This is a genomic window from Lederbergia citrisecunda (assembly GCF_018343695.1).
Lineage (GTDB): Bacteria > Bacillota > Bacilli > Bacillales > Bacillaceae_C > Lederbergia > Lederbergia citrisecunda.
The window spans coordinates 1,013,529-1,038,720 of sequence record NZ_JAGYPJ010000001.1 but is presented as its reverse complement, the minus strand read 5'-3'; the positions used below and the strand labels follow the sequence as shown (position 1 = coordinate 1,038,720).

The following is a 25,192-nucleotide window of genomic DNA, read 5'->3' as shown; positions in this document are numbered from 1 at the left end:
TTTTTTGAATGAGATAAGTATCGATATATATTTGTGCATGGAATGATGTAATTTGAGAATTATTACATGAATTATGATCATTGTAAGTGAATGGAGGCTCAATATCTGATTTTTACTCGTTAAATCACTATTTAATAATCATGTTTTTTAGCAACTTCTGTCCAAATTTATTCTACTTTCACCTATAATACTTGCCTATGAAACAATTTACTCAAAAAAAAAGCTACCCATCATGATAGCTTCCTTACACTTGTTTTATTTTCCATATTTCTGAAGCGTATTCTTGGATCGTCCGATCACTTGAAAATTTACCGGAATGAGCGATATTGGTTACGCTCATTTGCAGCCATGTCCATCGATCACGATAGGCTTGTTCTACAAGCTCATGGATTTCAATAAACGGCTCGAAATCTTTTAACACAAAATAAGGATCATTATTGGAGAGAATATTATAATATATATCTTTAAATTCAATTTCATGAGTGCCAAATTCACCACCATGTAATTGATCCAATATTCGTCTTACTCTATCATCTGTGTGATAAATATCAATGGAGTTATATCCACTATTTTGATAAAAATGAATAACCTCTTCGGCTGATAATCCGAAGATAAATATATTTTGGTCTCCAACTACATCTTTAATTTCAATATTCGCTCCATCCAATGTACCAACAGTTAATGCTCCATTCATCATCATTTTCATATTGCCAGTACCTGATGCTTCTTTACTTGCTGTTGAAATTTGTTCACTAATGTCAGCAGCAGGGATAATTTTTTCAGCAAGACTTACATTATAATTTTCTAGAAAGATTACCTTTATTTTCCCGCGAATATCCGGATCGTAATTGACCATCGTCGCAACCTTATTGATCAGTTTAATGACCTCTTTGGCTAAATGATAGCTTGGTGCAGCCTTGGCACCAAAAATAAATGTACGTGGTATCATATCAAGATTTGGATTGTTTTTTATTTCATTGTATACGTTTATAATCCGAAATACATTTAGAAGCTGTCGTTTATATTCGTGCAGTCTTTTTATTTGTACATCAAAAATCGACTGATGGTCTACTATGATCCCTGTGCGTTCATGGATTAAGTTTGCTAATGATTGTTTATTTTTCTGTTTTACATGATCAAATTTCTCTAAAAAAGAATGGTCTTTTGTATATTTTAAAAGGCTAATGAGCTGTTTCGGACGCCTAATCCACTCAGGGCCGATAATATCAGTAATCAGATGTGAAAGTTCCGGATTCACTTTTAACAACCATCTTCGGTGAGTAATTCCATTCGTCTTATTATTAAAACGTTCTGGAAACATAACATTAAAATACTTCATTTCTTTGTTTTTCAAAATCTCAGTATGAATTCTTGCAACCCCATTCACACTAAAACTGCCTACGATGGCCAATCTAGCCATGTGTATTCGATCATCAGCAATGATCGCCATCTTTGGAATATGCTCTCTAAGATGATGATGGTTATACCAAATGTTTTTACAAAATCGTTCGTTAATCTCATCAATTATCATATAAATACGAGGGAGGAGCTGCCTTATCATCTCCTTTGGCCATGTCTCCAAAGCTTCACTCAAAGTTGTATGATTCGTATATGCAATCACTCGTGATGTTATATCCCAAGCCTTTTCCCAGCCAAATCCTTCATCATCCATAAGGATTCTCATCAGTTCAGGAATGGCTAAGCTTGGATGTGTATCATTAATTTGAATGACTACTTTTTCGGACAAATGAAACAAGGATAAAGAATGATTTCGCTTGAAATTTAGAATAATGTGTTGAATGCTCGCAGAAACAAGAAAATATTGTTGCTGTAAACGTAGTAGTTTTCCCTCATAATTGGAGTCATCTGGATATAAAAAACCAGAAATTTGCTCTATGGAGTGTTGATGACCAAGGTCGTGATAGTGATTCACTTCATTGCTAGAATCATTCTTTTCATGTAAAAGTGGTTCTGCACTCCAAAGACGCAATGTGTTAATGACATTGTTTTGATAACCTACGATCGGTATATCGTAAGGGATGGCCATAACCTTATCAGTATTTTCATATTTGAATTCGAGATTGCCATCATTCTTTTTAAACATATGAACTATTCCATTGAAATGAATACAGACTGCTTCTTCTGCTTTTCTCACTTCCCATGCATATCCGTCATTTAACCAATAATCAGGAAGTTCAATTTGATTTCCATGGACAAACCGTTGCTCAAATAGGCCATATCTATATCTTATTCCATAGCCATGACCCGGATATTGAAGTGAAGCCAAGGAGTCAAGAAAGCAAGCGGCCAAGCGGCCTAATCCTCCGTTGCCCAGACCGGGATCACGTTCCATTGAATAAATTACTTCAGGATTAAATCCAAGTTTAATTAACGCTTCATTAGTAATATCTAGTAATCCGCAATTAAGTAGATTGTTTTCAAGTAATCTACCGATTAAAAATTCCATCGACACATAATAAACTTGTTTACTTTCTATTTCTTTATATTTTTTATTCGTTTTTTCCCAATGGATATTGATTTCTTCATTAAGTATCGATGTTAGCGCATCATACACTTCTCTATTTAAAGCGGCTTTTATATCTTTTCCTATTTCCATCCGAATTTTTTGCTTAATTTTCTCTATCATTTCATCAACCGTAAATTGAGGCAAGCCGGCCATCACCTCCTTATGCATATTCCATGACTAAACCATCATATAATTTCGCATATTCTTGAGCTGATTTTTTCCAGCTAAATTGACTTTTATTCACATTTTTAATAAGAGAAGCCCAGTGATCTGAATTACGATAAATCGTTAACGAATAACGTAACACAGCTAAAAGATCATGAGCATTGTAATGGGGAAAACTAAATCCATTCCCTTCATTGGTTATCTCATTAAAAGGCTGTACTGTATCCTTTAATCCCCCTGTTTCACGAACTATTGGAACTGTTTTATACTGCAGAGCTATAAGTTGTGCTAAACCACAAGGCTCAAACTTAGAAGGCATGATAAGGAAATCAGCACTTGCATATAGCTGTCTCGCTAAGTTTTCATCAAATGTCAATAATGATACTACTTTTTCAGGATAACGATGGCCAAGGTCAGCAAAATAGGCTTCAAACTCTTCATTGCCTGTTCCTAATATAATAAATTGAATGTCCTCTTGAAGAAAATCTTCTAAAATATGCTGAACAAGGTGGAGACCCTTTTGTTCATCAAGTCTTGTAATCATTATATATAAAGGCCGCTCACCATTAATCGGAAGACTAAGTCTCTCCTGAAGAATCAATTTATTTTCCGTTTTTCTAGCTCTGGAGGTACGATATTTTACTGAAAGGGCTGGGTCTATTAATGGATTATATTCTTTTACATCGATTCCATTCAGGACCCCCACCAAATCACCAGCTCTTTCTATTAATATTGGATGGAGTCCTTCTCCGTAATAAGGATCTTTGATTTCTTCTGCATACGAAGGACTTACTGTTGTAATCGTATCGGCATGAAAAAGGGCACTTTTTAAGCAATTTAACATACCATTCCATTCCATTCCTGCAATATGCTCGGCAGGTAATTGAAAAAAATCATTAAAAGTTTCGATTGGCATGACACCTTGATATTTTAAATTATGAATGGTAAATACGGTTTTTAAATCTTTGATGGGCTGAATTATTTTCGCAAGGGCAACAACCATTCCAGCTTGCCAATCATGGGCGTGAAGAATATGTGGTTTTCTTTTAAGATGATTTAACGCTTCTATTACAGCTTGACTAAAAAAGATAAAGCGTTCACCATCATCGTAATAGCCATAAACACCTTTACGTGAAAAATAATAATCATTTGAAATGAAATAATAGGTGATGTGATTATATCTTAACGTATATAGTCTAGCCTCTTGATTACGCCAACCAAGCGGAACATGGATGGAAGTATAAAAGTCCATTTGATCTTTCCACTCATCAGATATTTCGTCATATAGTGGAAGTATCACCTGAACATCGACTCGTTCATTTTCATTCAATGTTTGAGGCAACGAACCAATGACATCAGCCAATCCACCTGTTTTAATAAATGGAGCACATTCTGATGCAACAAATAATACATTTCTCATATACTGTCTCCTTCATCCGGCTTTACGACTTACATTTCTTTTCTTTTAGCTACGACATACGGTTTATCTTTTGAACCTATGAATCTTTGGTTTTCTTTTACATGAACATCTTTATCGAGAATGACATTTTCCAAGTACACTCCTGGTTCTATCGTACAGCGCTGCATAATAATAGAATCCTTAACTTTCGCTCCCTCTTTTATCTTTACACCTCTAAATAGAATACTTCCTTCTACTTCTCCATCAATGACACAGCCGTTTGCAAGTAACGACTTTTTTACATTTGCTCCGTCACGATATGTAGCAGGTGGTGAACTTCCAACCTTTGTGCGTACAAACGGTTTTTTATAAAATAAAGCTTTGTAATTTTCATCATTTAATAGATTCATATTATGACGATAATAACTTTCAATGGAATTGATGTATGCACTATATCCCTTATACTCATATGTTTGTATCTTTAAATTAGATATATTTCCCATGATGCCATGAGCAAAAAAATAATCTTGATGATGAGCAATACACTTGTCAATCAAAGTCATCAAAATATCTTTATTGATAATGTAAATGCCTGTAAACAAAAGTGGATTTTTTCTCTCACTCGTTATATTGTTAATCCATCCTAAATCATCAACTTCAATACGTAAACAACGCTCATGTTCCGGCTGCTCCGTTTCTAACCTTGTTGAAATAAGGGTTACATCCGCATTCCGCTCTAGATGATAAGCAAAAGCCTCTTTATAATCCATATTAGCTATAAATTGGCTTCCACTAATGAGTACATAAGATGACTTTCCTCTATGAAAATAGTCGCGGTTATTATGGAAAAATTGTAAATCGCCTTTTGAAATATCAGATGGGTCGTTCCAGTCAGGTGGAAGGATAAATAAACCACCATTTCTTCGGTCCAATTCCCAATTTTCACCTGTTCCGAGATGATCCATTAGAGATCTGTATTTACTGCGTGTAAAGATTGCAACCTCTTCTATATTTGAATTCACCATATTAGAAAGAGCAAAGTCAATTAACCGATAGCGACCTGCGAAAGGAACAGATGCTCCGTTTCGAAAATACGTTAATTCATGAAAGAAATGATGCTCATGTTCCAAATTAATTAATCCCATCATTGTGTTCATTAACCTACGCCTCCTTTTTTTCATGAATCATTTCATATAATTTATCTTCATCAATGACAAGTGGTTCTTCATCATTTCCAATTCGTATATAAGTATTTTCAGGGATCTCAACATTTTCCATAACAATTACACGTTCCAAAATGGAGTTTTTCCCCACTTTCACCCCAGGATGTAATATTGATTGGTAAATATAGCTTCCTTCTTCTATTACAACGTGTTGAAATAATATAGAATTTTCAACTGTTCCAAACACCCAGCATCCAGAATTAATGAGGGAATGTTTTACTTTTCCTTTTTCAGCAATAAATTGTGGTGGAAAGTCAGAGTCATTCGAATACAATCTGTGGTTCTTATTTGTTAATGACAAGCTCCAATCTTCATCTAATAAGTCCATATTGGCTTCCCAGTAACTTTGAACTGTTCCAACATCCTTCCAATAACCGGAGTAGCGATATGCATAAAGGCGTCGATGATCCATTAGCATAGCCGGGATAATATCCTTCCCAAAATCGTGGCTCGAATATTTGTTTTTAGCATCATCCATTAAATATGTTTTTAATGTTTTCCATGTAAACATATAAATTCCCATTGAAGCTAAATTGCTTTTTGGCTCTTTTGGCTTTTCATCAAATTCATATATTCTTAAATCATCCGTTGTATTTAATATCCCAAACCGAGAGGCTTCCTCCCAAGGAACTGTAATAACGGAAATTGTTACATCTGCTTTTAAACGCTTATGCTCATTAAGCAATGCGTTATAATCCATTTGGTAAATATGATCTCCGGAAATAACAAGGACGTATTCAGGGTCATGTTGATCAATAAAGTGGATATTTTGAAAAATGGCATCTGCTGTACCAGAATACCAGCTGCCACCGCTCTGAGCAGTATAAGGAGAAAGAATTGTCACTCCACCATCTTGTCGATGTAGATCCCACGGTTTCCCATTCCCAATATGTTTATTTAATTCCAGCGGAGAATATTGAGTCATAACACCTAAAGTGTGAATACCTGAATTCGTACAATTACTTAGAGTAAAATCGATGATGCGATATTTTCCACCAAAATGTACTGCTGGCTTTGCCACTTCCTTTGTCAATGTTCCTAACCGTTTGCCTTCTCCACCTGCCAAAAGCATACCTACACATTCCTTCAATTTACTTCCTCCTCAATTGTAGTTATTTCACGTTTAAAAACGGTAATAGCTAAAGGGGGTACTTTAATTTTTATGTGTTGTGGCAATCCGTGCCATTTATTAGGAATACTATAATGAGGACTTTTATTTAACTGTCCTGATCCACCAAATTCTGATGCATCCGAATTAAATATCTCTTTATAAGTTCCAGGCATGCAAACGCCAACCTTATAGTCATATGAAACATTTGGAGTAAAATTACAAATAATAATTAATTCTTCATTTTGACTTTTTCCACAGCGTCTAAATACAATGGTACTTTGATCGATATTATGAGGATCGATCCAATCAAATCCTTGTGTTTGATGATCTAATTCGTAAAGTGCAGGATTTTGTAAATAAAAATGATTTAAAGATTTTACATAATGGAAAATCCCATTATGTAACGGATATTCAAGTAAATGCCAATCTAATTGCTCTTGATCCTTCCATTCTGCATACTGGGCAAACTCACTACCCATAAAAAGCAGTTTTTTACCAGGATGGACGAACATATAGCCATAAAGTAATCTTAAATTGGCAAATTGCTGCCACTGATCCCCCGGCATTTTATCTAGCAATGATTTTTTCCCATGGACAACCTCATCATGGGATAACGGAAGTAAGAAGTTTTCTGAATGTGTATACATGAACGAAAATGTCAGTAGATGATGGTGCCATTTTCTATAGATAGGATCTTTTTTCATGAAATTCAGGATATCGTTCATCCAGCCCATATTCCATTTATAATTAAACCCTAGACCACCTAAATAGGCTGGTGATGTAACGAGCGGCACATCAGAACTATCCTCTGCCATCATCAAAACGGATGGATGAAAAGAAAATACAACTTCATTCAATTTACGAATAAATGCATATGCCTCAAGATTTTCTTCTCCTCCGTATGAATTAACCATTTTTTCTTCACCATTATATCGATCAAAATTGAGGTAAAGCATGCTTGCTACAGCATCTACACGAATGCCATCTAAATGGTATTCTTCAAGCCAAAATAATGCATTTGAAATTAAAAAAGATTGAACCTCTGGTCTACCAAAGTCAAAAGTTAATGTTCCCCACGATCGCTTTTCAGCTTTACGTGAATCTTGATATTCGTAGATGGGCTTACCATCAAATTCTCGAAGTCCGAAATCATCTTTACAAAAATGTCCAGGCACCCAATCGATAATCACCCCAAGCCCGTTTTGGTGGCACATATCAATAAAGTATTTAAAATCATTATGAGAACCGTATCTCGATGTAACAGAAAAATATCCAGTAATTTGGTATCCCCATGAAAGATCAAAAGGATGTTCCGCAAGCGGAAGCAGCTCGATATGGGTAAAACCTAAGGATTTTACATAAGGAATCAACTCATCTGCAAGTTCACAATATGTATAAAATTTCTCATCTTTTTTCTTTTTCCATGACCCTAAATGTACTTCATACACAGATATTGGAGATGAAAATGGTTGAAATTCTAGCTTTGCCTCTTGCCAATCAAAATCATTCCACTCATAGGTCGAAGGCTCACATATTAATGATGCATTTGCTGGGCGAAGCTCGGATTGAAGTGCAAAGGGATCCGATTTAAAAAGAACTTCATTATTTTCTGTGACAATTTTGTATTTATAAGGAGTTCCGAGTGGAATATTTGTAAAAAAACCTACCCATATTCCTTCATTTGTAATTCGAACTAATGGATGTTGCTCTCCATTCCATTCGTTAAAATCTCCGATAACATATATTTTTTTCGCATTTGGTGCCCATACAGCAAATCTATAACCTTCATTCCCTTCCCACTGAATATTGTGGCACCCCAAAATTTGTTGACTGTGATAATGAGTTCCTTGATGAAATAAAAAAATGTCATCCTCGGTTATGTTGAAATACAATATGCTGGCTCCTTTCACTGCTATAACACCTTTATTATAGGAGACAATCAAATGGTTTTACCTAAGATTCCTTCGACAGTTCTCTGAGAGTTTTATTCAATAATGTATGGGTTTGTCGATTAAATTATTTAAATATAACTATGTTTTTAGTGTGTAATATTCATATTCATAGACGTATGAATTACGTAAACGAGGATAAAAACATATACTGCAAATACCTAGCTTTTAAGGAGTGTCTTTAGTGGAAACAAATGTAGCGTGGATAGATGATCTTCATCTTTTAACTTTAAAAACAAATAAAATTACATCCCTTAAGGACAACAAATCCCCTGTCATTTATTGGGAAGAAGAGGATAAATATTTTCCAATAACAATCGAGAATGTAACGAACACATCAGCTGTAAATTTTAGTTTTTCAGATATACTGCCAATGGGTGAAACATTAACATTAATTTGGGGTGACGAATCATTTCCCGTCTACCCAAGAGGAATTGTTCGAACTCCATGGTTTGATGAGACGTATGCTGCATTTGAAGAAGTACTTGGAGTTTATTGCAACAATGACGTAACCTATTTTTCAATATGGACTCCTTTAGCTACGTCTGTAATATTATATTTAAATAATATGTCAAAAAAGTTAAATCGACAAAGTAACGGGGTATGGACGTGTCAAGTGGAGGGAAATTGTCATGGTTTTGCCTATGAATATGAAATAACGGCATATGGCAAAACAATGCGTGTGAATGATCCTTATGCTAAATCGATGCTTGCCAATAGCGAAAAAGGAGTTGTCATTGATTTCTCCAAAACGGATCCAATCATAGTGAAAAGACCTTCAATTCATTATTTACAGGATGCCATTATTTATGAATTACACGTTCGAGATGCAACCATTCATTCTGATAGCGGCATTGTAAATAAAGGGAAATTCCTTGGTTTAAGTGAATTAGAATCAACAACAATAAATGGTTATTCCACAGGACTTTCTTATATAAAAGAATTAGGGTGTACACATATTCAACTTTTGCCTATCAACGACTACGCTCGTGTAAACGAACTAGAACCAAAGGATCAATATAATTGGGGATACGATCCACTATATTTCCAATCTTTGGAAGGAAGCTATTCTATTTTACCTCACGATCCTGTTTCTAGGATCAATGAATGTAAAAAAATGATTAATACTATCCATCAAGAAGGCCTTTCCGTCATTCTTGACGTCGTTTTTAATCATGTATTCATAATGGAACAATCTCCTTTAGAAAAACTTGTTCCAGGATATTATTTTCGCTATCACGATGATGGGAGTTTAAGTAATGGCACTGGAGTTGGAAATGAACTAGCTACGGAAAGAAAAATGGTTCGAAAATTGATTCTTGATTCTATTGACCTTTTTCTTACAGAGTATCAAGTGTCCGGCTTCAGATTTGACTTAATGGGAGCCATTGATATTGATACCATGAATGATATCGTGACCCGTTGTGAAAAAGAACCAAGCCATATATTACTCCTAGGGGAAGGTTGGGAGCTTGAAACTTCACTCCCTCCTGAAAAAAAAGCAACTTCAAGAAATTCTCATAACTTAAAAGGTATTTGTTTTTTCAATGATTATTTTCGAGACTCGATAAAAGGTAATGTATTTAATGTAGAAGATACTGGCTTTGTAAATGGTGGTGGACGATTCATTGAGCGTCTTCCCGAGCTTGTAACAGGGACAATTTTAGAAGAAATAGGTCAGCCTTTTGTATCGAATGTAGAGCAAACTATCAATTATGTGGAATGTCATGATAATCATACTCTTTGGGATAGGTTGATATTAACAAACGGCCACGAAGATGATGAAATAAGGAAAAAAATGCATCTAGTTGCTACTGGAATGGTATTATTAAGCCAAGGAGTACCATTTATTCATGCTGGCCAAGAATGGTTTAGAACAAAACAAGGCATTGAAAACAGTTATATTTCCGGTGACGCAATCAATCAATTGGATTGGAAGAAAAGAGAAAAAGAAGAAGCAAACATTCATTTTATTAGAAATCTAATAGCAATAAGGAGACAATATGAAGTTTTTCGTTTAAGGACGAAAGAAGAGATTAGAAGAAGATTCCATTTATTAAATGTGCCTAAACCTATATTCGGCTATATCTTATTCGGGAATGATGAAGATTTTTCTATTTATATTAATCCGACTAACGAAAACTACAAACTGCAATTGCCTTCACCTGGTTTGTGGAAAATAATAGCTACAAATGATTTTAATAGGGCTAATCACGATGTCGATGGTGAATTTTTTTTGATTAGTCCTTATGAGTTAATTGTATTAATAAAATCTCGATAATGGATTCATCCTTGAAAATACAACTTTTTATAGTTACAAAATGTCTGGTTGAATGTGAGGCTGATAAGATTGGATTTTACAATTCGAGAAATGCAAAAAGAAGATATTTCAAAAATACAAGAAATCGCTATAATTAGTTGGAATGACACATACAGAGGTATTATACCTACTGAAATACAAGAAATGTTTTTAAGGTCGGCATATAATGATGAAATGTTGCAAAGACGATTAGAACATTCTACTATTTTTGTATCAGAAGTAGATGGTGAAATAGTTGGATTTGCCAATTTTTCTACTGTAAATGAGGATGGAAAAACGGAGTTAACAGCGATTTATTTAGATCCAGAATACCAAGGAAAAGGGATAGGAACCGCATTATTAAAAAAGGGGATAACTACTTTAGCCGGAGCAAAAGAAATTTATATTAATGTGGAAAAAGATAATAGCATTGGCTTAACATTTTATCGTGCAAAAGGATTTGAATTCGTTTCAGAGTTTTCAGAGGAATTTTATGGGTATTTTCTTAATACTGTAAGAATGGTCTTAAAAGTGTAACTATCATTATGTTGGCAAAGAAAAAACCGGGAAGATGCTCTTCCCGGATCTTATTCTGTTTCATTCGCGACAAGGAAGTCTGGATTAATTTCCTCAGCTAATTCGTTATCGGTTAGTTCTTCTGTCCAATCCTCATCTTCATCATCATCACTTGGGCGTTCTTCTGGGTGAACACTTACTACAATTTTTGTTTCTCCAATGACCTCCACTAGAAATTCTCTTTCATTGCTTACGATGATCTTATTTCCTTTTTTAGAAATCACCGCTTCTAAACAATTAGGCTGTTGGAGAACTCGAGCCGACACTATTTTATCATCTAAGAAATCTGGGTCTTGGTAGTGCAGGTCTATCACATCTTTATACTCGACTCTCTCCGTTGCTACTGATGTTTTTGTGTTATCATGGTGGGAATACCAAACATTCATATCAAAAGAACCGCTTACCTCGACTTTTTTGCCGATTTTGCGCGCTTCATATTTATGATTGATAATCCAGCAGCCTAAAATGCTCGAAGGATGATGCTGCGGCGTAATCGCATTGTTGGAATTTGTATATTTCTTTCCTTTCGCCACGACCGCTTTTGTTATTATTTCTCTATATTCTGCCATTCGAGCGAACCCTCCTCATTCATTTTCCCTTCATCGTATGCATTTCTCTAGACGAATGTGCTTATTACGTGAAGGCTTATTCACTAGGTCTATCTACGATATTGTATGTAAAGCGATGGATTTTGTTTAAGATCTAGTGCTTATTTCAATGATTTGGGCTCATTAAAATGCGATAATTCCTGTCCCCCACTAATTAAAAGTTATCCAAAACAAAATAAGCCATTATCCAAATTGGATAATGGCCTATAATCTTATGAACAGCTTGATTCACTATATTTTATTTTTGATCCTGTTTCTCCAGTAAGCAAGTCACCGCCAGTGGAAATCAAGATCTCATCTGTCACTTTATTAGATATGGCGGATGAAACCATTTGTAGCAACTCATTTACATCAATTTGTGATTGTTTAAATTCCTGTACAATTGGTATTTCGTCTATCTCCGCTTCTAGCTTTTCAAGTTTTTCTTCTGTTAATTGCAATGCTCTTTCTTTCCCGTAGTGTTGAAAATTGATAGCTTGTTTTTGTAGACTTTTAATGCTGGCTATCATTTCTCGAACGGTTTGGTTTTCATTAATTTGAGCTTCAGCCCGCTTAAAAAAATCAACCTCTTCCGTTTCTGCAATCATTTTTGCCAATTCATGGGCTTGTTTCAATATATCATCTTTCGTGTATTTCCCCATGTTATATCACCTCAACTGATTCGAGTTCTTCTACTATTTCGCCATCTAATGTCCATGTTTTACATTCATTGATCTTAACTTTAACTAAATGGCCGATTACAGATTTTGGTCCTTTAAAATTAACAAGCTTGTTTTTTCTAGTATAGCCTGAAAGAATTTCTGGATTATTTTTACTTTCTCCCTCAACGAGTACTTCTACAATTTCACCTTCATATTTTTTCATCGCTTCACGAGACAATTGATTTACAAGCTCATTTAAACGTTGTAGACGTGCTTTTTTCACTTCCATCGGAACATTATCCTTCATTTTTGCTGCAGGAGTATCTTCTCTAGGTGAATAGATAAACGTATACGCTATTTCAAAGCCTACTTCACGGTATAGAGACATCGTTTCTTCAAATTGTTCATCTGTTTCATTTGGAAACCCGACAATAATATCTGTTGAAAGTGAAACATCTGGAATGGCAACTTTAATTTTTCTTACTAGTTCAAGATACTGCTCTCGCGTATACTTGCGTCCCATGATTTTTAATATATCACTCGAACCGGATTGAACAGGTAGATGGATATGCTCAACCATATTTCCTCTTTTAGCAAGCACTTCTATTAAATGATCATCAAAATCACGAGGATGACTTGTCGTAAAGCGGACTCTTGGAATATTGATTTTACTTAAATCTTCCATTAAATCCCCAAATCGGTAATCGAGATCTTTAAAATCTTTTCCATACGCATTCACATTTTGTCCCAGTAGGGTAATTTCTTTATAACCGTGAGCCGCTAATTGGCGAACCTCTTGGATAATTTCTTCTGGTCGTCTGCTTCGCTCTTTCCCTCTTGTAAATGGAACGATGCAATACGTGCAAAACTTATCACAGCCGTACATAATATTTACCCAAGCCTTAATATTACCTCTACGGACTTTCGGTAAATTTTCAATGACGTCTCCTTCTTTGGACCACACTTCAATAACCATTTCCTTTGACATATACGCTTCATGTAAAATTTCTGGAAGACGATGGATATTATGTGTTCCGAAAATCATATCAACAAATTGGTGCTTTTCTAGTATTCTGTTGACAACAGACTCTTGCTGCGACATACATCCACAAACACCTAATAGTAAATCCGGTTTCTCTAATTTTAAAGATTTCAAATGGCCAAGTTCACCGAATACTTTATTCTCAGCATTTTCCCTGATGGCACAAGTATTAAGCAGAATGACATCCGCATCTTCGACTGTGTCGGTAGCTTCATACCCTAAACCCATGAAGATTCCTGCCATAACTTCTGTATCATGTTCATTCATTTGGCAGCCGTAAGTGCGAATATAAAATTTTCTGCCCGTGCCCATACCTTCATACTTTTCATCTATTTCAAAATCAATATTGTAATTAATCTCCTCTCTTCCACGCCGTCTTGCATCCTTCATGGAAGGAGGAATGTATACTGATTGAAAATATTGACTATAATCCTTTTCCTTTTTCGGGGATGGATTGTTTGATTGATTGATTTGTTGACTCTCTAAACGTTGTTTCTCGTTCATGAAAATCCCCTTTCTTCTTATAACAAAATCATTTAGAAAAGCGCAAGCGCCTTTTCCATTGTCGTACAAACTTCGTGTCCTATGCCTTAAGGATAAAGGATACACGACATTGAACTAGTCGATGTTAACTTATCACAGTGGAAGTTTGCTAGTCGATAGGCGCTGGAGCTAGCTAGTGAAAGCTTTATTCAAAAATATTGGCCTTAAAAATGTTCATTTTTTCTTTTCTCTGAACGAAAATGTGTTTCTCTTAAATGTATCCATTCTACTAGTATATAGCCTTTTATTTTTGAATACAACATAAGGAAACTTTTGTTGCATAAAATTCGAAAAGACTTGATTGCGATAAAGGCAATCAAGTCCGATTTTGCATTTTTGCTTTGCCAGTACACTTTAAGTTTACTTTTAGTGCAGACAGCCACGTACAAACTTTTAGTATCAACCCCAAGTAAAGATAAAGAACGAATAAGGATCGCCAACTAAAAACACTGGGTGTTTCAACGTCTATACTTCCATTGCCTGTAGCCGTGTACTTCGAAGAACAGACGCCTTCGCATTTTTTCTTTATCTAGGTTCGACAATGAGCTTAATTGCCGTTCTTTCTTCTCCATCAATCATGATATCTGTAAAAGCAGGTATACAAATTAAGTCAACACCACCTGGGGCGACAAATCCCCTTGCAATCGCTACTGCCTTCACTGCTTGATTCAATGCCCCTGCCCCAATCGCTTGAATTTCTGCGTTGCCTCTTTCTCGGAGAACACCTGCCAGCGCGCCCGCCACGGAATTTGGGTTAGATTTTGCTGAAACTTTTAATATTTCCATTTCTTGTTCCTCCTTGTCATTTCCCCATAACGATTGCCTTGTCACTGTCAATCGCAGTTTACCTTTCCATTGTTACTATATTCAGGTAATTTATGAACTATTCCGGTTTGTCCAAAACACATGACAAGAGAAACAAGATTAGTATTTATTCAAACTGCATTGGTTGATCATCATTTATTAAAATAGGTTTTATGCGCATGGCCATCCCAGATTGATTGTCTACATTAATTAAGCATGCGCTAAGTTGTTTCCTTCCGCTTTTAGGTACTTCAAAACGAGCAGGAAGTGCTGTAAGGAATTTTTTTATAACTGCTTCTTTTTCCATTCCAAGTATTCCGTCATATGGTCCTGTCATCCCAACATCTGTCATGTATGCAGTCCCATTTGGGAGAATACGATTGTCTGCTGTTTGAACATGTGTATGAGTACCAATTACCGCTGACACTTTTCCGTCTAAATACCATCCCATTGCTTGCTTTTCACTTGTCGCTTCAGCATGGAAGTCAACGAATATTATATTTGTTCGCTTTTTTGCTAGCGCAATAAGTTCATCCGCTTTTTTAAATGGGCAATCAAGTGGAGGCATAAAGGTTCTTCCTTGCAGGTTTATGACGGCGACCTCTAGAGAATTTATTCTTATAAAAACTAAACCATTCCCGGGAGTACTTTCAGGAAAATTGGCTGGTCTTACTAAATATTTTGCTGTATCGATAAATTCAAAAATGTCCTTGTTATCCCACGCATGATTTCCGAGAGTGACGACATTTGCCCCTGCTTCTAAAAATTGTTTATAAATTTGCTCCGTGATCCCTCTTCCACCTGCTGCATTTTCTCCATTCACGATTGTTAAATGTGGTCGATATTTTCTTTTTAACATTGGGAGATAATCTTTTATCATCTCCCTACCAGGTGATCCAACTACATCGCCAACAAATAATATATCCATAATAAATCCCTTTCTAACTTAAGTTCATACAATCTTTATTTTATCATCATAGGCACAAAAAAGCAGTGTGATAACACACTGCTTATTTTGCATATTCAACAGCTCTTGTTTCGCGAATGACTGTAACTTTGATATGACCAGGATAATCGAGGTCATCCTCAATTCTTTTACGGATATCGCGTGCAAGTCTATGTGCTTCCAAATCATTGATTTGTTCCGGTTTTACGATAATGCGAACTTCTCTACCAGCTTGGATGGCAAAAGACTTTTCGACTCCTTCATAAGACTCGGAGATTTCCTCCAATTTTTCAAGGCGTCTAATATAATTTTCTAATGTCTCACTTCTCGCGCCTGGTCGAGCAGCTGATAAAGCATCTGCTGCAGCTACAAGAACTGCAATAATGGATGTAGGCTCAGTGTCACCATGGTGAGAAGCGATACTATTAATGACGACAGCATGCTCTTTATACTTCGTAGCAAGCTCAATACCAATTTCAACATGGCTTCCTTCTACTTCATGGTCGATCGCTTTACCGATATCATGGAGCAGTCCTGCGCGGCGGGCAAGTGTTTCGTCCTCTCCCAATTCAGCTGCAAGAAGTCCCGATAGGAATGCTACTTCCATGGAATGCTTCAGAACATTTTGCCCATAGCTTGTCCGGTATTTCAGGCGTCCGAGAATTTTGATCAAATCAGGATGCAACCCATGAACTCCTACTTCAAAAGTCGTTTGTTCACCGATCTCACGAATGTGTTCATCTACTTCCCGTCTTGCTTTATCCACCATTTCTTCAATGCGTGCTGGATGGATACGGCCGTCTTGAACAAGCTTCTCCAATGCAATTCGAGCAGTTTCACGCCTAATCGGGTCAAAACCGGAAAGAATGACAGCTTCTGGTGTATCATCTATGATGAGATCTATCCCTGTCAATGTTTCAAGTGTCCGAATATTTCGGCCTTCACGACCAATAATTCGGCCTTTCATTTCATCGTTAGGCAGATTCACTACGGATACAGTTGTTTCCGCAACATGCTCTGCTGCACAACGCTGAATGGCAAGGGAAAGAATATTCTTAGCTTTCTTATCCGCTTCTTCCTTCGCACGCATTTCACTTTCTTTTATCATAAGCGCCGATTCATGAGCTAATTCCTTTTCGACACCCGATAAAATAATCGATTTTGCCTCATCACGAGTCAAGCCTGAAATGCGTTCTAGCTCACTTTTCTGCTTGCGGATCATCTCATCCACTTTGCTTTCCATCTCTTCAATATGTTGTTGTCTTTCATTAAGAGATTCCTCTTTCTTTTCAAGCATATTTTCTCGCTTGTCAAGAGTTTCGTCTTTCCGGTCGAGGTTCTCCTCCTTTTGCAATAAGCGATTTTCTTGTTTTTGCAATTCGGTTCTTCTATCCCGAAGTTCACGTTCAGTTTCAGTTCGAAGTTTATGATTTTCATCCTTCGCCTCTAGCAGGGCCTCTTTTTTCATAGATTCTGCTTCGCGTTTTGCGTCTTCCACTATCAACTCTGCAGATCCTCTAGCTCCTGCTATTTTTGCTTGAGCAAATGTTTTAAAGATGAAATAGCCAACAACTACACCGACGATAAGGCTAAGCAAACTGGAGATGATGATTATGATAATATCCATAAATTCACCCCCTCTTGCTATTAACTTGTATCATGTTTTTAACATGTCGGCTGGTACATTGTTACATAGGTTTCAATATACAGAGCCAAGCTCAAAAATTTCATGCGAAAAAAATGTAAAATATACATGTTAATTTTATAGTTGTGGCGTTTCATTGTCAAGGGATGACCATTTAAATGGAGTTTATTTTAAATCTGGTATAAAAGAAGTTGAGCTTTCGGCATATAAAAAAGCAAAGCCATGGTTTACTGGCTTTGCTCTTAAACTAATTAATCATTTAATAAACTAAACTCTTCATGAGAGTCTTCTTCCTCTTCAGGTGGAGCAATTTTTTCTTCATCTAGTGCGTAATGTTCACGAATTTTAAACATAATTTCATTTCTTAGCTCAGGATTTTCTTTTAAAAATTGCTTCGCATTTTCACGACCTTGACCAAGGCGTTCTTCGTTATACGAATACCATGAACCACTCTTTTGAACAATATCAAGTTCAGAGCCCATATCTATGATTTCACCTTCACGAGAAATTCCTTCACCATACATAATATCTACTTCTGCCACCCGGAATGGAGGAGCAACTTTATTTTTAACTACTTTCACCTTAGTTTTATTTCCAACAATATCTTGTCCTAATTTTAATTGTTCAGCACGGCGGACTTCTAGGCGAACGGATGAATAGAATTTCAATGCACGGCCACCAGGAGTTGTCTCCGGATTTCCGAACATAACTCCAACCTTCTCACGAATCTGATTGATGAAAATAGCAATTGTATTTGATTTATTTATAGCACCTGAAAGTTTACGTAGTGCTTGGGACATTAGGCGCGCCTGTAATCCTACATGCGAATCTCCCATTTCCCCTTCAATTTCAGCTTTTGGCACTAATGCTGCAACAGAGTCAATAACGATAATTTCAATTGCACCGCTTCGTACAAGTGCTTCAGCAATTTCTAACGCTTGCTCACCAGTATCAGGCTGGGAAAGCAGCAATTCATCAATATTAACGCCCAGTTTCTGTGCATATACAGGATCCAAAGCATGTTCAGCATCGATAAATGCAGCTTGCCCCCCTTTTGCTTGTACTTCTGCAATTGCATGAAGCGCTACAGTTGTTTTACCAGAGCTTTCTGGTCCATATATTTCTATGACACGTCCACGTGGATAGCCACCGACTCCTAAAGCTACATCAAGAGCTAAAGATCCGCTTGGAACAGTAGAAATTTTACGATCCGTCTGCTCACCTAGCTTCATTATCGACCCTTTACCAAACTGCTTTTCAATTTGCTTTAAAGCCATCTCTAATGCTTTCTGACGATCACTCACTAAATTTCCTCCTTATACACTTATATTCTATCAATTAAATGTGTGTGTGTTTCATATCAAGAGCTAACTTTAGTATACAGGTTTTCATTTCGTTTGCCAAGCAAAAAGCGAACATTTATTCGATTATTTTCAAGCATTAAAAATACCTATATTTTATATTTCTTTATGGGAAAAACGATTTTTAATACAAGCTAACCATTTAAAAAAACGATTTTACTTTTCTTTAAAAAGAATCAGAGAGCGCTATATGCGCTCTCTATTAATTGATATTTTTTAATTCTTGCAGTAAATAATGGCAGCCATACATAACAGATCTCTTTTGATTGCCATTTCTAGAACCAGCTAAGTTAAGCAAGAAAGCCTTTGAAGGTTTGTTGTCAAAGGATATACCGATCCATACTGTTCCTGCTGGATGACCTTCTAGTGAATCAGGTCCGGCTACTCCGGTAAAGCTAATACCGATGCTTGTACCGAGTATACTTCTTACATTTTCCGCTAATTCTATTGCACATTCTTTACTGACGACACCAAATGCATCAATCGTCTCTTTTTTTACATTACAAAGCTTAATTTTTGCACCATTAGAATAACAGACGATTCCTCCAATTAACATTGTACTAACGCCAACTATTGATGTCATTTCAGCTTGAAAGAGTCCACCTGTCAAGCTTTCTGCACATGCAATCGTCAGTTTTTTCTCTTCCAAAACTTTAAGCAGCTCTTTCATGATCGAAGTTTCGTCATATCCGTAAAAATATTTACCTACTCTATCATTTACTTTCTTCTCCATCACATCAATCATTTTCTGAGCTTCACTTTCTGAATGATGTCTGGCAGTGATTCGTAAAGTTACTTCATTATCCCCCGCAAGTGGAGCTACAGTTGGATTTGTTTGTGAATCTAGTATATCTTCTATTTCTACTTCAAGCTGTGATTCTCCGATTCCAAAATAGCGTAATACTCTAGATTCAATTCTCTCACGTGATTCTAATTGATCCATTATAGCTATGCGGCCATATTTACGAAACATTGGCTGCATTTCATGAGGCGGACCAGGGAGAAGCATATATGAATGTGTTTTATTATGTAAAAACATACCTGGTGCCATACCGTGTTCATTTGGAAGTACCTTTGATCCTTCGAGGACAAGAGCTTGCTTTTTATTGTTTTCTGTCATCGTTCGGCCCGTTTTCTGAAAGTATGCATTTATCGTTTGCATCGCATCATCATCAAGTACAAGGCTTTTCCCAATATGTCTTGCTATTGTTTCTTTCGTAAGATCATCTTTTGTCGGACCTAATCCCCCAGTAAAAATGATTAAATCCGCTCTATCCTCCGCATGTTGAATGGCCTGTTCAAGTCGAGTTGGATTATCCCCGACTACAGTATGGTAATAAACATTTACACCAATTTCAGCAAGCTGTTCCGAAAGAAATTTGGCATTAGTATTTACGATTTGCCCTAATAAGAGCTCTGTACCTACAGCTATGATTTCAGCGTTCATATAACAGATCCTTTCTCTTAAAATGCTTATTTAGAATATTTAAATATAGCTCGATTCTTATAAAAATATTCATATCCTGACCAAACTGTAAAAAATAATGCAACCCATAAAGCGATTGTATCAAGCGGTATTCCTATCGCCTCAAATAATACATTATGTAACAATAAAAGTGAAATGGCGATAATCTGTGTCCATGTTTTAATTTTTCCTAACATATTTGCGGCAACGACTTCACCTTGACCAGATAAAATCATTCTCAATCCTGTTACAGCAAATTCCCTACTAATAATGATAATTACAATCCAAGAAGGTGCAAGCTGCATTTCAACAAGTACGATAAAAGCTGCGGAAACGAGAAGCTTATCTGCCAACGGATCTAAAAATTTCCCTAAATTCGTAACCAAATTATATTTGCGGGCGTAGTAGCCATCAACCCAATCAGTTACTGAAGCTATAATAAATACTAGTGCTCCAAAAAAATGAGCTAATTCAATTTCTGTACCAGGCAAGCTTATCTTCCCCCAATTAAAGGGGACAAGCATTAAAATTAAAAAAATCGGAATTAATATGACTCTTGCAACTGTAATTTTATTTGGCAAGTTCATTTTCATGCCTCCTTAAGCAACAAACCGTAAAATATTATATTTTTACTTTAGTGAAAAAGCTTTTTAAAAAACGCATGTTGATTTCCGCTAAAGCACCGCTTTTTTGCGGGTATTACACGACTCAGAATCCCTTTGGCCCTGCGGGATATCAATTGACGCGTCCTTCCTGCAAGAGACTTGTACCCTCCAAAACAATACAGAAAGAATTACAATGAGTTTTACTAAACCTAGTGAAAAAATAACCGCCATTAAGGCGGTAAAAAATTATTCTATTCCTTCTTTTGGAATTGAATATTGATGTTTTGAACAGTCGTAGAAAGTTCATATTCCAACAGTTCATCATTGACAAATATCTCAGTCTTACTCGCATCTCCAGTTCTAACAAAAGCGTTAGTATCGTTCGTAAGATCAAATTTCTGACTTTCTCCATTCTTTAATTCACCTTCGAAAAGAACTTCATTTTTGTCATTAGAGATTCTCACCCAACTTCTTCCTGGATTTGCTGCCTTCACTTCCACTTCAAATTTATCTGCATTTAATAAGCTATACGTAGTCGTATTTCCAGAAACACTTTCCATGGTAATTTCCTGCTGTACTGTTTCCTCTGGAATTGGTTCTTCTTCTTCTTCCCCATCAGTATTTGTTGTTTCTCCGTTCTTTTCATCTGTTGGTGTTGTTACTTCCCCCGATTCCTTTATATCCACAGGTCCATTTTTATTGCTATTAACGGATGATTTCTCTCCCGGATCTAGATATTTTACAACCAAAAACCAAATTAAAACTAATATTGCAAGAACAAAAATAGCTGTAATAATTTTCGGGAATATCTCGAGAGCTTTAGAGCTACTTTGAGATACTGATCTTCTAGACTGAGTACGGGAAATCTGTTCAGGTAAATTATTATCATAAGCAAGCGGAACTTCATTTTTATATTCTTCGAATAAGGTGTCGGGCTCTAATCCAACCGCCTCTGCATATTGTTTAATAAATGCCCTTGCATAAAATTTTCCAGGCATTATATCGTATTTTCCCTCTTCAATTGCAATTAAATATCTTTTTTGAATCCTTGTTATATCTTGCAGCTCATCTAATGACATACTTTTTTCTTCACGAGCCATGCGAAGACGACTTCCTAATTCAGTCATTATAAGGCACCTACCAATCCTAAAAGTCAAAACCAAAGTCTGGTTCAGTAAACAAATTGTGTTCTTGTACAATTTCGTATGTAATTTCTTCATCTTCATTATTTCTTAGTTCAATGATATAGTCGAAATCTTCCATCGAAAATTCGGAATGCTGAACAAAGATATCTGGATGTTCAATTACTTTTACAGCGGGAAGTTTCATAATTTCACGGACTAATTGCCAATGACGTTCGTCGGCTCTTCTTCTAGAAACGATCCCATCTAGAATGAATATATTATCAGCACTATATTCGTCTTTTATTAATTCTTTACGTATTGTTTGCTTTAATAGAGTTGAAGATACAAAAAGCCATTTTTTATTGGCACAAACACTGGAAGCAACAACTGATTCAGTCTTTCCAACTCTCGGCATTCCCCTAATTCCGATAAGCTTATGACCTTCTTGCTTAAATAACTCGGCCATAAAATCAACTAACAATCCCAGCTCATCACGAACGAACCTAAATGTTTTTTTATCATCCATATCTCTCTGAATGTATCTACCGTGCCTTACAGCAAGGCGATCTCTGAGCTTGGGTTCACGAATTTTTGTAACCTTAATTGTTTCAACGGTTTCTAAAATCGATTCTAGGCGCAGAATTTGATTCTTACTGCTAGCACGAATGAGCAGCCCACGCCTTCCACTATCAATCCCGTTAATACTGACAATATTGATGGAAAGCATCCCTAGTAACGATGAAACATCTCCAAGCAATCCTGGACGATCTATCATAATTTCGTATTCTAAATACCATTCTTTTCTGTCCATACAAACATCCCCTTGAAGATGGCGACAATCTTTATTATTCATAGTTGTCTCGATTATATCATAGCTGAAATTAAATAAACATGGAAGAAAAACATATAAGAAATTCGTCAAAATTAGACATAAAAAAAGACTGCCCATAAATAAGGGCAAATCCTATATTTTCATGTTGGATTGAAGCCGCTTAAATAGACAGTCCTAAAATATTATTAATGTGTACTATTATTTTCGACAAGTTTCACCATAATGCTTGCTATCGCCTTTTGTTCTTCATCAGATGCTACAGACCATAGATCAGCAAGTACTCTTTCCTGCTCGTTTTTAGGATCAACTTGCTTTGCAAGATAATCGCCTACTTGGTGTGCCAGTTGATTGATCACTTTCTCAGACATTCCTTGTTCTTGAGCATTGTCTAATCGATCACCAAGGAAATTTTTCCATTGATCCCAATTTTCAAGTACTGACATGCCATTTCCTCCTTTGGAATTTAACGTTCGACGTTATTATGCTCACGAGAAACTGACATTATGCAGAATTTTTTTCCGCAATTTTTCAATAATTAGATTGAATCTTCTTTCCTCAACTGTATGAAGGCGGGAAAATGTATCGCTATTTTCAGCTTTTTTCAAAGGCGACGTTTAACTTTCAGCAACTTGTTCAGTTATGATTATTTCTATACATAAAGTTCCGGAAATTGCGGCTCAAAAAACAGCATATATTCCTTCAACTTACTTTCTGTTATTCGAAATGCTCCTTCAGGAGATTGAGCATTTCTCTCAGAAAGTCGTGCAAATAGAATCTCTTCAGACGCATCTAAAAAATGCATTTTAAAGTCAACACCTAACTGCTTAGCTCGCATACGCATATCGTCTCGTTGGCTACGCATCCAGCATCCGAAATCTAAAATAACATCAACTCCAAGCACTAAAACGCGAGCAGCAACCTCCCAAAGCATTGATTCCACCAAATCATGTCTTTTTTCATGGTCCATTTCATCAATATCCTGACCATACAGCCGCGTATGCCATTCATCAGGTGTAAGGCGGAGCGCCAAGTATTTCTATTCAAGCTGCCTAGCAAGGGTCGTCTTTCCGCTACAAGGGAGACCTACTGTTAGATGAAGTGTCGCCATAGGTTGCACCTCCATATTCCAGTATGTGTAATCGTTCGATATTTATTGGTCTTCAGCTTTCCTGCCCATTCGCTTAACGGTAAACTTATCCTTCGAAGCTATACGTTAATTTCTTGGATAGAAAACAAGCATGAGCCAAGAAAGTTCAATATGTAGACATGATCGAAAGTCAAACAGACGAAGTTCGATATATAAATGCTCTTGTGGCTATCAACATGATGCAAATGTGAGTGCTAATTTCGTGGTTGCTACAAGACCTTCCATATAAGGAATGAATACAGCCCTTTTCAAATATTCCAATATTCGCTAATGTGCCTACCTGCGCTATACACCTACACGATGACGATCTACCTGTTGTCTCAAAAAGGAAAATTGGACTGAGTAGAGGCAAAGGTAACCACCAGGAAGCACGTTTTAATACATGTTGCTGGAATCTCCACCCTCAAAGAAATCAATAGATCTTAGGTGGAGGAGGATGTCAAGTATACCATCCACCGTTTATTCCTATAACTTGTCCCGTAATATAAGATGATTTCTTCGATAATAAAAAGGAAATAACATCTGCAATTTCTTCAGGCTCTGCTAATCTTCCTACAGGTATTTCTGATTCAAGCACGTCTAGGTCTTCTTGGGAAAAGCCGTTTAACATATTTGTTTTTACCGCTCCCGGAGCGACACAATTTACTCTTGTTCCAGATCTTGCAATTTCTTTACTTATCGCCTTCATAAAAGCAATCTGGGCTCCTTTAACAGTCGAATAAATGACTTCACATGCAGCACCTGTCTGACCCCAAATGGAACTAATAAGAACAATGCTGCTATCTGGATTTTTCATTAATTGAGGAAGGAGCTTTTGAATCATGATCAACGGACTTTTAACATGGAGCTGCAACATGTCATCAATCGTTTGCTCACTTAAATCGGTAAATAATCCATATGGTGCCATGCCACTTGAGTAAACAATGGCGTTAAGATGAAATATCGAGTTACAAACATGATGTACACCCTCTTCCGTTGAAAGATCGGCACAAATTGGAAATAACTCAATATCAAATGGTTTTAGTTTTTCCATTAAATCCAATATATTTGTTTCATTCCGATGATAATGTAAATACAAATTCCAACCTTCACGAGCGAGCATAAACGCAGTAGCCGCACCTATCCCCCCGCTCGCTCCAGTGATTAACGCATACTTTTCCATCTATTTCTCCTCATAAAA

At 36.3% G+C, this 25,192-nt stretch carries 21 protein-coding genes; 2 read left to right on the top strand and 19 right to left on the bottom strand.

Annotated elements, in window-relative coordinates; all coding sequences use genetic code 11:
- Positions 1-244 precede the first annotated feature (244 nt).
- Genes KHA93_RS05155 through glgB form a run of 5 tightly spaced genes read right to left on the bottom strand, consistent with a single transcriptional unit; the run spans position 245 to position 8,317 of the window.
- On the bottom strand, positions 245-2,647 hold the full coding sequence (locus tag KHA93_RS05155; RefSeq protein ID WP_213112778.1) for a glycogen/starch/alpha-glucan phosphorylase: 2,403 nt from the start codon (positions 2,645-2,647) through the stop codon (positions 245-247).
- A 40-nt stretch (positions 2,648-2,687) separates the two neighbouring features.
- Complete coding sequence (locus KHA93_RS05150) at positions 2,688-4,112, bottom strand: glycogen synthase (RefSeq protein ID WP_213109753.1); 1,425 nt, start codon at positions 4,110-4,112, stop codon at positions 2,688-2,690.
- Positions 4,113-4,141: 29 nt separating this feature from the next.
- Positions 4,142-5,248, bottom strand: a complete 1,107-nt coding sequence (glgD, locus tag KHA93_RS05145; protein ID WP_213109752.1) for a glucose-1-phosphate adenylyltransferase subunit GlgD — start codon at positions 5,246-5,248, stop codon at positions 4,142-4,144.
- A gap of 4 nt (positions 5,249-5,252) precedes the next feature.
- A complete protein-coding gene (locus tag KHA93_RS05140; protein WP_267917015.1) occupies positions 5,253-6,404 on the bottom strand; it encodes a glucose-1-phosphate adenylyltransferase in 1,152 nt (383 codons plus the stop codon).
- Positions 6,401-8,317, bottom strand: a complete 1,917-nt coding sequence (gene glgB, locus KHA93_RS05135; RefSeq protein ID WP_213109751.1) for a 1,4-alpha-glucan branching protein GlgB — start codon at positions 8,315-8,317, stop codon at positions 6,401-6,403. Before glgB ends, KHA93_RS05140 begins: the two co-directional genes overlap by 4 nt.
- A 241-nt stretch (positions 8,318-8,558) precedes the next feature.
- Here glgB and pulA point away from each other — a divergent pair, with 241 nt between their 5' ends.
- Both pulA and KHA93_RS05125 read left to right on the top strand, forming a co-directional pair.
- Positions 8,559-10,655 (top strand): type I pullulanase, encoded by a 2,097-nt coding sequence (gene pulA, locus KHA93_RS05130; RefSeq protein WP_213109750.1) that lies wholly within the window; start codon positions 8,559-8,561, stop codon positions 10,653-10,655.
- A 69-nt stretch (positions 10,656-10,724) separates the two neighbouring features.
- Positions 10,725-11,210, top strand: a complete 486-nt coding sequence (locus KHA93_RS05125) for a GNAT family N-acetyltransferase (RefSeq protein ID WP_213109749.1) — start codon at positions 10,725-10,727, stop codon at positions 11,208-11,210.
- Between the two features lie 50 nt (positions 11,211-11,260).
- On the opposite strand, the gene cotE is transcribed toward KHA93_RS05125, so the two are convergent.
- The 14 genes from cotE to ymfI all read right to left on the bottom strand — a co-directional run bounded on the left by cotE (position 11,261) and on the right by ymfI (position 25,174).
- The gene (gene cotE, locus KHA93_RS05120; RefSeq protein ID WP_213109748.1) at positions 11,261-11,818 is read right to left on the bottom strand and encodes an outer spore coat protein CotE; all 558 of its coding nucleotides are present in this window, start codon (positions 11,816-11,818) and stop codon (positions 11,261-11,263) included.
- 251 nt (positions 11,819-12,069) lie between these two features.
- Positions 12,070-12,498, bottom strand: a complete 429-nt coding sequence (locus tag KHA93_RS05115; RefSeq protein ID WP_213109747.1) for a YlbF/YmcA family competence regulator — start codon at positions 12,496-12,498, stop codon at positions 12,070-12,072.
- 1 nt (position 12,499) lies between these two features.
- Positions 12,500-14,044 (bottom strand): tRNA (N6-isopentenyl adenosine(37)-C2)-methylthiotransferase MiaB, encoded by a 1,545-nt coding sequence (gene miaB / locus KHA93_RS05110; protein WP_213109746.1) that lies wholly within the window; start codon positions 14,042-14,044, stop codon positions 12,500-12,502.
- Positions 14,045-14,608: 564 nt separating this feature from the next.
- Entirely contained in the window at positions 14,609-14,869 is a 261-nt protein-coding gene (gene spoVS, locus KHA93_RS05105; protein ID WP_213109745.1) for a stage V sporulation protein SpoVS, read from the bottom strand.
- Positions 14,870-15,014: 145 nt separating this feature from the next.
- Positions 15,015-15,815 carry a TIGR00282 family metallophosphoesterase gene (locus KHA93_RS05100; protein WP_213109744.1) on the bottom strand — a complete coding sequence of 267 codons (801 nt, stop codon included), beginning with the start codon at positions 15,813-15,815 and terminating at the stop codon, positions 15,015-15,017.
- An 82-nt stretch (positions 15,816-15,897) separates the two neighbouring features.
- Entirely contained in the window at positions 15,898-17,460 is a 1,563-nt protein-coding gene (gene rny, locus KHA93_RS05095; protein WP_213109743.1) for a ribonuclease Y, read from the bottom strand.
- Positions 17,461-17,729: 269 nt separating this feature from the next.
- A complete protein-coding gene (gene recA / locus KHA93_RS05090; protein WP_213109742.1) occupies positions 17,730-18,782 on the bottom strand; it encodes a recombinase RecA in 1,053 nt (350 codons plus the stop codon).
- A gap of 259 nt (positions 18,783-19,041) precedes the next feature.
- Complete coding sequence (locus KHA93_RS05085; protein WP_213109741.1) at positions 19,042-20,286, bottom strand: competence/damage-inducible protein A; 1,245 nt, start codon at positions 20,284-20,286, stop codon at positions 19,042-19,044.
- A gap of 26 nt (positions 20,287-20,312) precedes the next feature.
- Positions 20,313-20,891 carry a CDP-diacylglycerol--glycerol-3-phosphate 3-phosphatidyltransferase gene (pgsA, locus tag KHA93_RS05080; RefSeq protein WP_213109740.1) on the bottom strand — a complete coding sequence of 193 codons (579 nt, stop codon included), beginning with the start codon at positions 20,889-20,891 and terminating at the stop codon, positions 20,313-20,315.
- Positions 20,892-21,160: 269 nt separating this feature from the next.
- A complete protein-coding gene (locus tag KHA93_RS05075; RefSeq protein WP_213109739.1) occupies positions 21,161-22,036 on the bottom strand; it encodes a helix-turn-helix domain-containing protein in 876 nt (291 codons plus the stop codon).
- 19 nt (positions 22,037-22,055) lie between these two features.
- Positions 22,056-22,844, bottom strand: coding sequence for a YmfK family protein (locus tag KHA93_RS05070; protein ID WP_213109738.1), 789 nt, complete (start codon positions 22,842-22,844; stop codon positions 22,056-22,058).
- A 206-nt stretch (positions 22,845-23,050) separates the two neighbouring features.
- Positions 23,051-23,308 carry a DUF3243 domain-containing protein gene (locus KHA93_RS05065; protein WP_213109737.1) on the bottom strand — a complete coding sequence of 86 codons (258 nt, stop codon included), beginning with the start codon at positions 23,306-23,308 and terminating at the stop codon, positions 23,051-23,053.
- Between the two features lie 206 nt (positions 23,309-23,514).
- Positions 23,515-23,895, bottom strand: coding sequence for a P-loop nucleotide/nucleoside kinase family protein (locus KHA93_RS05060; RefSeq protein WP_213109736.1), 381 nt, complete (start codon positions 23,893-23,895; stop codon positions 23,515-23,517).
- Between the two features lie 556 nt (positions 23,896-24,451).
- Entirely contained in the window at positions 24,452-25,174 is a 723-nt protein-coding gene (gene ymfI, locus KHA93_RS05055) for an elongation factor P 5-aminopentanone reductase (protein ID WP_213109735.1), read from the bottom strand.
- Between the last annotated feature and the right edge of the window lie 18 nt (positions 25,175-25,192).